Genomic DNA, 11139 nt, shown 5'->3' with positions numbered 1-11139 from the left:
TCCGGGAAGGGGATCGTCACGCCACGCGGCGCTTGGCCGACTGGTCGAGGAATTTTTGGAGGCGGTGCAGCCACGGCTGGTCGGTGCGGACCTCCATTTCGGGAATCCGGCAACGCCGGAAGGTCATGACGAGTTCACGGGTCCGCTCGTCGGCCGCGGCCGCCCAGGCCTCCCGCACCGCGGGATCGGCGGTGTCCAGTTCCAGCAGTTCGCCGCTTTCGGCGTCCTGCACGAGCGCCAGCCCCACATCCGGCAGCTCCAGCTCGCGGCGATCCACCGTGCGCAGCGCGATCACCTCGTGGCGCTGGTTCGTCGCGGCCAGCGACCGTTGCCATTGTTCCCCGGCCGGATCGTGAAAGTCGGAGAGCACAAACACCAGGGCCGGACGGTGCAGCAGGTTGTTCAGGAAGTTCACCGCCGTGGTAAGCGAGGTGCCCGTGGACCGCGGCACGGTGAACAACAACTCGTGCAACAGGCGCGTCACGTGCGACCGGGTCTTGCGCGGGGGCACGTAACGCTCGACGCGGTCGGTGAACAAAAGCAGCCCCACCCGGTCCCCGTTGCGAATGGCGCTGAAGGCAAGAGCCCCCGCCAGCACGGCCGCCAGTTCGCGCTTGGTGGCGGCCTCCGCAGACTCCCCCGACGCCGTCCCGAAGTGACCGCTGGCGGACACGTCCACCAGCAGCAGGACCACCAGCTCGCGCTCCTCGACGTGACGCTTGATGAAGGGCTTCCGAAGTCGCGCGGTGACATTCCAGTCAATGCGCCGGACGTCATCCCCGGGCACGTACTCGCGCACATCGGCAAAATCCATGCCGCGCCCCTTGAACACGCTGACCAGCCGCCCGCCCATGAGCTGCTCGCTGACCAGCCGGGCGCGGAGCTCCACCATCCGGAGCCGCTGAAGATAATCGGCAGGCAGCATGCGGGGGGCGGGGATCCCTCAGGGCACCTTCACTTTGCCGAGCAGCGTCTGGACGATGCTTTCGGTCCCGATGTCCTCAGCCTCGGCCTCGTAGGTCAGCAGGATCCGATGCCTCAGGACATCCGGGGCGATGAGCTTGACATCGTCGGGCGTCACGTGATCCCGGCCTTCCAGCAGCGCGCAGGCGCGGGCGGCGAGCGCAAGGTTGATCGTGGCACGGGGACTTGCGCCAATGCGCACCAGGCGCTTGAGGTCGGGCGCCACCCCGCGGCCCGCCGCGGCATCGCGCGTGGCCACCACCAACCGGACCACGTAGTCGCGCACCAGCGGGTCCACGTGGATCCGGTTCAACAGATCCTGGTACCCCACAATCTCCTCCGGCGAGACGACGGCATCGAGGTGGAACGAGGGGCGTGTGGAGGCCATCCGGTCCAGGATCACCAGCTCCTCCTCCGCGCTGGGGTAGCCGACGATCACCTTCAACATGAACCGGTCCATCTGCGCCTCCGGCAACGGGTAGGTGCCCTCCTGCTCGATGGGATTCTGCGTGGCCAGCACCAGAAACGGTTCCGGAAGCGGCCACGTCTTGTCCCCGATCGTGGTCTGGCGTTCCTGCATGGCCTCCAGCAGCGCAGACTGCACCTTCGACGGTGCGCGGTTGATTTCGTCGGCAAGCACCAGGTTGGCGAAAATGGGCCCCATACGGGTGGAGTAAGTGCCCTGCACCGGGTCATAGATCAGGGTTCCGGTGATGTCGCCGGGCAGCAGGTCGGGTGTGAACTGGATCCGCGCGAACTGGCAGTGCGTGGCGCGCGCGAGTGCGCTGACGCTGGCCGTCTTCGCAAGGCCGGGCAGGCCTTCCAGCAGGATGTGGCCGCGGGCGACCAGTCCCACCAACAGGCGATGCACGAGCTCGCGCTGGCCAACAATGACGCGTCCGACCTCGATGCGGACCCGCTGCAGATGCTCGGCGGCAGCCTGGAGCCGGCCGGATAGTTCCTCGGAGACGTTCAGGGACATGACAGAATGGTGAAAAGCGGACGCCGGAGCCAACCAGAAGCGGACGGGTGACGTCGAGCAATCGGACGAACCAACTTTGACGACGTTCAAAGGAAGTCCACCCCGGAAGAACAACTCCGGACCACCGGAACTCCCGCGATTCAGTCCGCGTCCGCCGGCTCAAGCACGCCCCACGGATCCACCGCCGCGACCCCGGGCGGCAGGCGAAGGCCGCGATAGGCCGGCCAGGGGCAGCAGAGGATCACCGCACCGAGGTGCGGGTCCTGCAGCAATGCGTCCACGGAGTCGAAGCACTCGAAGGCCCGGAGGTCGGGACAGTTCGCGGGACCGGCCTGGACATCGTGGACGAGCACCCGCAGCCCGCGCTGACGCAGGCGCTGTGCGAGGTCCAGGCCCGCGGATTCCTCGACAATCGCCGTGTTCGGTCGGTAGGCCATGCCCAGGATGCCGATCGTGCTGGCACCCGGGTTGGCGAGCAGCACCTGCTCGAGCAGATCGGCCCGCGCCAGCTCGTTCACCCGGTCGGTCGCCTCGGCAAGGGGTGCCTCCAGCCCCAGACGGCGGGCCGTGTGGGCGACCAGCCGGTTGTCGCGGGGAAAGCAGGGTCCGCCATAGCTGAGGCCCGCGCGGAGGTACTTGGCACCAATGCGGGAATCCGAGCCAATGGCGGCGAGGATCGCGTGAATGTCCGCCTCCGGCAGCCGCCCGGCCAGCAGCCGGAGCTGGTTGGTGAAGCTGATCTTCATCGTGATGAAGCTGTTCACCGAGATCTTGGCCAGTTCGGCGCTCGTCAGGGACATCCGCTCGATCGCCGGCCGGTTGGTGTTGTAGCGCCGGTACAGGGCTTCGAGCCGGCCGCCGCTCTCCGGATCCGATTCGCCGATCAACACAAGGTCCGGCTCCAGCAGGCCCCGGATCACATTGCCAAGCGCGATGAACTCGGGGTTGTAGCACAGCCCAAAATCCCGTCCGCAGGTCCACCCGGTCTCCCGCTCCAGCAGGGGACGGATCACCTCCTGCATCGCACCCGGCGTCGTCGTGGAATTGACGACGAACAGATGTCCCCGGCGCCCGGCATCCCGCAGCGCCCGAGCCATCGGGGTCATCGCCCGCACGAGAAACTCCGTGGAAAAACTTCCGTCGGGAAGGCTTGGGGACGGCGGAATGTAGAACGAGGCGTCCGCTTCCACCGCCTCGACCGGTTCCATCGTGGCCCGCAACCGGGATCCGGCTTCGCGCAGGGTCTCCGGCAGCAGCGGCTCATCCACCGGAGCCTCCCCTGCGTTGATCCTCCGGACCTTTTCCGGGTCCACGTCCACGCCGAGCACCCGGCACCCTCGCGCCGCCAGCGTGGCCGCGATGCAGGCTCCGAGTTTTCCCAGGCCAAAAACCGCGAGGTGATCCAGGGGGGCCGCCATGGAGTGTGGGTTCGGGTCGGTACGGATCAGGACGCCGCCGCCTCCAGCAGGGGTCGCACGCGGGCCAGCGCCTCATCCAGCTTCGCGGCATTCCGGCCGCCGCCGCGCGCACTTTCCGGACGCCCCCCGCCCTTGCCGTCCACGATCGGGGCGATGGCCTGGATCAACCTTCCGGCCTGCACGCGTCGCGTGAGGTCCGGAGCCACCGTGGCCAGTAGGGTCACCGCGCCGGGGGCACCGCCGCCGAGGACCAGGACCCCGGGGAACCGCCCCTTCAGCGCATCGGCGACCGCCTGGAGGAACTCCGGCTCGGCGTCACCCAGGTTGTGCGTGATCAGGGGGATGTCCCCCGCCAGTGTGCTGCGCCCGAGCAACTCCGCGGCGGCATTGGAGGCGTTCCGCAGCAGCGCGATGTGGATCTGGCGCTCGAGGGATTTCTGGTGCGCGAGCAGCGCCTCAATCCGCTTCTCCAGTTCCGCCACCGGCGCGGTCAACCGTCCCGCAATCGCGCGGAGGAGTTCCAGGTCCTGGCGCGCCGCCGCATGGGCCGGCAGCCCGGCGACCGCCTCGATGCGCCGGACCCCGGCGGCAATGGCGCTCTCGCTCACGATACGAAACAGTCCGATCTCTCCGGTCGCCCGGGTGTGGGTTCCGCCGCAAAGCTCCATGGAAAAGCCGTCAAGGCCCGCCGGCCCCCCCCCGATCTGGACCACTCGCACCACGTCGCCGTACCGGTCGCCGAAGAACTGCAACACGTCCCCCCGGTCGCGCACGTCGGCATACGGCACCTCCGTCCACGTCACCGGAGCATTCTCAAGGACCCGTTCGTTGACCAGCCGTTCGACGTCCGCAACCTGCCCCGGCGTCAGCGGGGCGCTGTTGAAATCGAAGGTCAGCTTTGCGGCCGTGACCGAGGACCCCTTCTGCGAGGCCCCGGGTCCGACCACCTCGTGAAGGGCCCAGTGCAGCAGGTGGGTGACCGTGTGGTGGCGCTGGATGGCGGCGCGGCGGCCGGAGTGCACGGAAAGCGTCACGGTCGCGCCCACGGCCGGGGCCGATTCGAGCGGCGCCCCGTCCGCCTCCAGGAAGTGCAGCCAGGTGTGGCCGGTTTTCTGGGTATCGCCCACCCGCCAGAGCTCCCCGCCGCCGCCCAGATCCGCCGTGTCGCCAACCTGCCCGCCCATTTCCGCATAGCAACTCGACGTGTCGAGGACGACGGCCACCCGGTCCTTCACCCGCACCACATCCAGGACCGTCGCCGGGGTCTCCAGCGTCTCATACCCCACAAACTTCGTGGGCATCGGACGCTCCAGTTGGGACAACTCAACCACCGTCTTCTTCTGCGCCGCCCGCGCCCGCGCCCGCTGCTCCTCCATCAGGACCTCGAAGCCCGCCGTGTCCACGGTCAGACCCCGCTCGCGGGCCATCAACTCCGTCAGGTCGAGGGGGAAGCCGTACGTATCGTAGAGCCGGAACGCAAACGCGCCGCCGATCCGGGGAGCCCGGGCCGTCACGTCCTGAATCCGGGACGCCTCCTGCTCAAACAAGGTGATCCCCCGGTCCAACGTCCGGTTGAACGCCTCCTCCTCGCGGCGCAGCACCTCCTTCACATGCCCCTGCTTCGTGCGGAGCTCCGGGAAGACCCCGCCCATCGTGGCCGCCAGGACATCCACGAGCTTGAAGAAGAACGGCTCGTGCAGCCCCAGGGTGCGCCCGTAGCGGACGGCCCGCCGCAGGATGCGCCGCAGTACATAGTTGCGGTCCGTGTTGCCGGGCTGGATGCCGTCGGCCACGGCAAACGTCAGGGTGCGGAGGTGATCGGCAATGACGCGAAACGCGACGTCACCGCGCTCCAGGTCGGTGTCCCCCGTGCTCCCCGGACGCGGCAGGGTCGAGCCGTAGCGCCGCCCGCTCAGCCGCTCCAGTTCGTCAAAGATCGGACGAAAGATGTCCGTCTCATAGTTGGAGATGCGGGCGTTGACGAAATCCGTGAATCCCTTCGTGCCCTGCAGAATGGAGGTGACCCGCTCAAAGCCCATGCCGGTGTCTACATGCCGCGCCGGCAGCGGCGAGAAGGTGCCGTCGGGGTTCGCGTTGTACTGGATGAACACCAGGTTCCAGATTTCGATGCATTCGGCGGTACCGCGATTGACCAGGCTGCCGCGGGTGTCTCCGGCGGGCGTGAGGTCCACGTGCAGTTCCGAGCACGGGCCGCACGGCCCCGTTTCCCCCATCATCCAGAAGTTGTCCTTCCGGCCGCCATTGACGATGTGGACCTCCGGGTCGAGTCCGCGGGAGCGAAACCGCTCCGCCCAGCAATTCCACGCCTCCTCGTCGCGCCCGCCCGGGTCACCCTGCGCCACATCCGGCTGGTAGATGGTGGCGTAAAGACGTTCCGCCGGAAACTTCCAGCGCTCCACCACCAGTTCCCAGGCCCACTCAATCGCCTCCCGCTTGAAGTAGTCCCCGAACGACCAGTTCCCGAGCATCTCGAAGAACGTGTGGTGGTAGGTGTCGAGCCCCACATCATCGAGGTCGTTGTGCTTGCCCCCGGCCCGGATGCATTTCTGGGTGTCCGTCGCCCGCGTATCGCTCCCCGGCACCGCGCCGGCCCAGCGGGACACATCGGCCGCACGTTCGCCAAGAAAGATGGGCACGAACTGGTTCATCCCGGCATTGGTGAACAACAGGTTCGGGCTGCCGGGCATCAGGCTCGCGCCGGGCACGATCGTGTGTTGCTTCGACCGGAAGAACTCCAGGAAGGACTGTCGGATCTCGGCGGAGGTCATTGGGAAAACCGGGGCCCCGTCCCGGACGGCACGCCGCGGTGGCAACGGATCAACTGGAAAGGATGGCTCACAGACGGAACCCGGAGGCTATTTGAGGAGGACACCGCCGGGCGAGACGGAAGTTGACCGGCGATGGCCCCAATCGCCGGGGCCCGGGCTCAAGCTCAGGCACAGGCGCCCACCACCTGCTTCAGCAGGGTGATCCCTTCCTCAGCCTGCGCCCGGGACAGGTTCAAGGCGGGCAGCAGCCGGACCACCCGGGCGCCGCTTGGAATCGTAAGCACCCCCGCCTCCTGGAGCCGGAGCACCAGCTGCGTGCTCGCGGGCCGTTCGTCCCGCGCAAACGCAGGGATCTCCTCACGCGAACGCAGCTCGAGTCCCAGCATGAACCCAAGGCCCCGGACTCCGTGGACAACTCCGGGAAACGCCGTGGCAAGCTCCCCGAGCTGCGCCTGAATCCAGTCGCCCGTCGTGCGCACATGCGCCGCAAGGCCCTCCCGCTCGATGACGTCCAGAATCCGCAACGCGACGGCACAGCCCAGCGGGCCGCCCCCGTAGGTGGTCCCGTGGGTCCCGGGACCGAAGAGATCCGCCAGCGGCACGCCCTGCGCCTCGGACCGCACCCAGAACGCCCCGATCGGAAACCCGCCGCCCAGGGACTTGGCCATGGAGATGCCGTCCGGAAGGAACGCCTCCGCACCGGAAAATCCCTCCAGGATCCGCTGGAAGCTCTGGAACCGCCCGGTGCGGAAATGGCCGCACTGGACCGAGTCCATCAGGAGCAGCAGCCGGTGCTCGTCGCACAGGCGTCGAAGCCCCGCGAGGTACGCGGCCGTCGCCGGCGTGATGCCACCCTCGCCCTGGATGCCCTCGATGAGCACCGCCGCCGTGGCGGGCGACAGCGCTGCGCGGACGGCGTCCAGATCGTTGAACGGCACATGACGAAAGCCCGGAATGATCGGCTCGAAACCGTGCTTCACCTTGTCCTGTCCGCTGGCCGCGATGCCCCCCAGGGTGCGGCCGTGGAAGGAGTTCACCGCCGTGAGGATCTCGAACCGTCCCTCGTCGTGGCCAAACCGTCGGGCCAGCTTGTACAACCCTTCGTTGGCCTCGGCGCCGGAGTTGCAGAAGAACACCTTGCCCGGCCCGATCTCCCGGACCAGCCGCTCGGCGAGCCGCCCCTGCGGCCCGTGGTAATACAGGTTGGAGACATGCACCAGCCGCCGGGACTGGGCCACCAGCGCCTCCGTGATCTCTGGATGGGCATGCCCCAGCGCGCACACGGCGATGCCTCCACCCAGATCAAGATACCGCCGCCCCGAGACATCCCAGACGTTGCTGCCCGCTCCGTGGCTCAGCACCAGATCAAACCGCCCGTAACTCGGAACGACGAACCGACGGAACAGCTCCCGAACCTCGGCATGTTCGTTGTGATGCAGCGGCGGTGGGGACGGAACCAGGTCACGCATGAGCGTCGCGACTTCAGGCGAAAGACGATTCCGGCGCAAGCTTGAGCCCGCGTCCGCGCGACGCCGTCTGGTGAAGGAGTCCGGGCACAAATGCATGGCCCCACAGGCAGGATTCGCACCCTGCCGCGGCATCCGCCGCCACCACCGGTGGGGTGAGAGTCCTCGCGAACCGTCCGCGGGTGGAGTCCCCACACGCTGGGCCACGGGTTGGCCGCACGGCTCGTCGGGAGCCTCACAACGCTCTCCCGGTGGGGAACCTTCGGCGAGCCGTGCGCGGGTGGACTGCCCGCAACGCCTGGGATCGTCCCTCGCCCAACCTTCCTCTGGCGCAGCGCCATGGCGCCGCCTGGGAACATACGGTCCGGTGGGCAACGCGAGGCCAACGCCGTCAGACGGGCTTCCAGCCAGCCGCGCAAAAGGGTGTGAACGATCCGGGCCGGGAACTGGAGTCGCTCCGGAGGCCGCCCCACATCCCGGCGCGCATTCGCGCAATTTCGGTCTGGCCCCGCCGGCCTGCGCCGCTCATAAAAGCAGGGAACCTCCCATGAAAGCGTCGCCCTTCCAGGTCCGGAATCGCGTTTCCGGATTCACCCTGATCGAGCTGCTGGTGGTGATCGCGATCATCGCCATTCTCGCCGGAATGCTCCTCCCCGCGCTCGCCAACGCGAAGGAAAAGGCAAACCGCACCGCCTGCATGAACAACCTCAAGCAGGTCGGCCTGTTCATGCAGTTCTACACCGACGAATTCCGCGACACCTTCCCGGCGCATCGCAATCTCGGACAATCCGACAACCCGGTGCAGGCGCTGACCAACTGGTGGGGCACCTCCATCGTGAGCTACGGGAACAATGCCTCCAACCTGTTCCGCTGCCCGAGCGCCAAGGGCAAACGGACCGACACCGGGGTGCGCTGGGAGTGGGCCTTCGACGCCCACAAGGTGGGCTACGGTTACAATGGCTACTTCCTGGGACGGCACCCCTACGGGCCGGAGACGATCACCGTCGGCGGGGTGCGGTTCGATGTCGCCCCGTGGTTCAAGCGGCCAGCGATCGTCAACCCGTCGCTGAACATTCTCAGCGGCGATTCCATCCCGAAGGCGGACGGCTTCTGGAGCAGCAGCCTGTGGTGGCCGTTCAGCGGCATGACCCGCGGCCAGGGGCTCGAGGGGATTGATAACAACCGGCACCGCGGCTACGGCGTCGTGGTGTTCAACGACGGACACTCCGAGAGCCGCCGCGGCATCACCATCAATCCCCCGGTCAACCCGTCGTCGGGCGGCGCGCGCGGCCTCGAAAATTCCCAGTTCTGGGATCCGCTCAATCGCGCCGGTCGCTGAGGAGCCGCCGCCACCCGCGCACCGCCATGGCGCCCTCGGTCGTCTGCCTCGGCGAGGTGCTCTGGGACCTCCTGCCCGCCGGCCCCCAATTGGGCGGTGCACCCGCCAATGTGGCGGTTCATGCCCGCAGCCTGGGCGCCCGCGCCGCCCTCGTCTCCCGCGTGGGTGACGACGCGCCCGGCCGGCAGGCGGTCGCCGCGCTGGCGGCCCGGGGTGTGGACACCGCGGCAGTCTCCACTGACCCCGACCTTCCGACCGGCACCGTGGGTGTGGAGCTCGATGCCACCGGCAAACCCCGCTTCATCATCCATGAGCCGGCAGCCTGGGACCACCTCACGGCGGGATCCGGGGCGCGACACCTGATGGCGACGGCGGATGCCGTGTGCTTCGGCACTCTGGCCCAGCGCAACACACGATCCCGGGAGGCGATCCACGGCCTCCTTGCCGCATCCGCGGCGTCACGACTGGTGCTCTGTGACATCAACCTGCGGCCGCCGTTCGTGGACCGCACCGTCGTCGAGATGTCGCTGCAGGCTGCCGACATCCTCAAGCTCAGCGGCGATGAACTCCCGATGCTGGCGGCATTGCTGGGATTGGAGGGCGGCGTGGAGTCGCAGGTCGTGGCCCTGGCCCGGCGCTTTGATCTCGAGACCGTGCTGGTCACCCTTGGCGCCGGCGGCTGCCGGGCGTGGGCCGACGGTCACTGGACGACCGAGCCCGGGCGAAGCGTGACGGTGCTGGACACCATCGGCGCCGGCGATGCCTTCACCGCCGCCTACCTCGTGGGACGGCTCGCCGGCCGGCCGCTGGACGCCGTCCTGCGTCACGCAACCGACATTGCCGCCTTCGTCTGTACCCAGGCCGGCGCCACTCCGGAACTCCCGGAGGCCCTGACCGCTCCGTTCCGGTCCCCGAACGCACAACGAGTCTGAAGATCATCGGCTTCCGCCGGATGCCGCAGTGTGATTGGCTTTCCGGCTGTGTTCGCCGCCGCGCTGGCCGCCGTCTTGTTCGCCCTGTCGTCTGTCGCGGCAAAACGCTCGGTCTCACTCCTGGGTCCCGCGACCGCGAACCTGCTCCGCATGCTGCTGGCCACAGTGGTCCTCGGACTCCTGGCACACGGATTTGGGGTGGGACTGGGCGGTCCGTCGTTCGGATGGTTTCTCGTCAGCGGCATCATCGGCTTTGGCATTTGCGACACCGCCCTGTTCCTCGCCCTGCCCCGGCTGGGCGCACAATTGACCACGCTCATGGTGCAGTGCCTCGCCGCGCCCATCGCAGCGCTCACCGAATGGCTCTGGCTGGGCACCCGGTTGACCGCCGGACAATTGACCGCCGGCGGCGTCATCCTTGCCGGCGTGGTTCTGGCCCTGTTTCCCGGCAAGGGACGGTCCCCCGCGGCGCACGCCGGCTGGCTGGGCCTGGCCCTGGGCGGCATCGCCGCGGCCGGACAGGCCTGGGGTGCCGTCCTGAGCCGCCACGGGCAATTGCTCGCCCGCGACGCCGGCCATCCCGTGGACGGCCTGTCCGTCGCCTACCAGCGCATCCTGGCCGGGCTTGTTTTCACCGTGGCGTGGTGGCTTTGGGCCCGCCATGCCGGCCGGGTCGGACCTGCGGACGGTGTCCCAAAGTGGCGACCGGCCGTTCCGTGGATCGCCGTCAACGCTCTCAGCGGCCCCTCCCTCGGGGTCGCCGCCTACCAGTGGGCGTTGCAATGGCAGCCAACGGGGGTGGTGATGGCCATCACCGCACTGACGCCCCTTGCGGTAATCCCCCTCGCCTGGGCCCTCGACGGCGAGCGCCCGGGAATCCGGTCCGTTGCCGGCGGCCTGGTGGGCGTTGGCGGCGCGGTCTGGCTGGCCCTGCACGGGTGATCCATGAAACCGCGCTCCGAAGCCGGAGCGGGCGCCGGCGCGCCCTCCACTTGGTAGTTGGATCGGGGCGTGTATCAACGCGACCCACGTCAGTTCCGCTGCGGTCATGCGCGAGCGACGTAAGCAATGAACCGGTCACTTGATCCTCGGCCGCGGCGCCCGCCGCCACCGCCGGTGGCGCCCTACGAAGGTCCTCACGAGCCGCGTGTGGGGTCTCCACAGTCCCACCTTGCGGTTGCACGCACAGCTCGGCAGAGCCCCACCGGCGCACTCACTCCGCCAACTTGGTGGCCCCGGAAATGGTGGCG

General features: G+C 68.4%; 8 protein-coding genes. 3 read left to right on the top strand and 5 right to left on the bottom strand.

The features are described 5' to 3' along the window. Positions 1–16 precede the first annotated feature (16 nt). From KF791_09370 to KF791_09350, 5 genes are all read right to left on the bottom strand, one after another. Positions 17–925, bottom strand: coding sequence for a DUF58 domain-containing protein (locus KF791_09370; protein ID MBX3732793.1), 909 nt, complete (start codon positions 923–925; stop codon positions 17–19). Positions 926–943: 18 nt separating this feature from the next. After that, positions 944–1945 (bottom strand): AAA family ATPase, encoded by a 1002-nt coding sequence (locus tag KF791_09365; protein ID MBX3732792.1) that lies wholly within the window; start codon positions 1943–1945, stop codon positions 944–946. A 140-nt stretch (positions 1946–2085) separates the two neighbouring features. Continuing rightward, positions 2086–3363, bottom strand: a complete 1278-nt coding sequence (locus KF791_09360; GenBank protein MBX3732791.1) for a nucleotide sugar dehydrogenase — start codon at positions 3361–3363, stop codon at positions 2086–2088. A gap of 26 nt (positions 3364–3389) precedes the next feature. Beyond that, positions 3390–6152, bottom strand: a complete 2763-nt coding sequence (alaS, locus tag KF791_09355; GenBank protein ID MBX3732790.1) for an alanine--tRNA ligase — start codon at positions 6150–6152, stop codon at positions 3390–3392. Between the two features lie 164 nt (positions 6153–6316). Continuing rightward, positions 6317–7621, bottom strand: coding sequence for an acetylornithine transaminase (locus tag KF791_09350; protein MBX3732789.1), 1305 nt, complete (start codon positions 7619–7621; stop codon positions 6317–6319). Between the two features lie 544 nt (positions 7622–8165). Here KF791_09350 and KF791_09345 point away from each other — a divergent pair. From KF791_09345 to KF791_09335, 3 genes are read left to right on the top strand one after another with little or no spacing between them, the layout of a single operon-like run. Continuing rightward, positions 8166–8957: a prepilin-type N-terminal cleavage/methylation domain-containing protein gene (locus KF791_09345; GenBank protein MBX3732788.1), complete on the top strand. Its 792-nt coding sequence runs from the start codon at positions 8166–8168 to the stop codon at positions 8955–8957. 26 nt (positions 8958–8983) lie between these two features. Next, positions 8984–9889, top strand: coding sequence for a carbohydrate kinase (locus KF791_09340; GenBank protein MBX3732787.1), 906 nt, complete (start codon positions 8984–8986; stop codon positions 9887–9889). A 30-nt stretch (positions 9890–9919) separates the two neighbouring features. Continuing rightward, the gene (locus KF791_09335) at positions 9920–10831 is read left to right on the top strand and encodes a DMT family transporter (protein ID MBX3732786.1); all 912 of its coding nucleotides are present in this window, start codon (positions 9920–9922) and stop codon (positions 10829–10831) included. Positions 10832–11139 lie beyond the last annotated feature (308 nt).

This window comes from Verrucomicrobiia bacterium (genome assembly GCA_019634635.1).
Classification (GTDB): Bacteria; Verrucomicrobiota; Verrucomicrobiia; order Limisphaerales; family UBA9464; genus UBA9464.
Note: the sequence above shows the minus strand (reverse complement) of the source record. Positions and strands in the feature narration are given on the sequence as shown.

Excerpts from the sequence above, each read along its gene's own strand:
- KF791_09360 (MBX3732791.1), bottom strand. The coding sequence starts at position 3,363 with ATGGCGGCCCCCCTGGATCACCTCGCGGTTTTTGGCCTGGGAAAACTC.
- KF791_09350 (MBX3732789.1), bottom strand. The coding sequence starts at position 7,621 with ATGCGTGACCTGGTTCCGTCCCCACCGCCGCTGCATCACAACGAACAT.
- alaS (MBX3732790.1), bottom strand. The coding sequence starts at position 6,152 with ATGACCTCCGCCGAGATCCGACAGTCCTTCCTGGAGTTCTTCCGGTCG.
- KF791_09340 (MBX3732787.1), top strand. The coding sequence starts at position 8,984 with ATGGCGCCCTCGGTCGTCTGCCTCGGCGAGGTGCTCTGGGACCTCCTG.
- KF791_09370 (MBX3732793.1), bottom strand. The coding sequence starts at position 925 with ATGCTGCCTGCCGATTATCTTCAGCGGCTCCGGATGGTGGAGCTCCGC.
- KF791_09345 (MBX3732788.1), top strand. The coding sequence starts at position 8,166 with ATGAAAGCGTCGCCCTTCCAGGTCCGGAATCGCGTTTCCGGATTCACC.
- KF791_09365 (MBX3732792.1), bottom strand. The coding sequence starts at position 1,945 with ATGTCCCTGAACGTCTCCGAGGAACTATCCGGCCGGCTCCAGGCTGCC.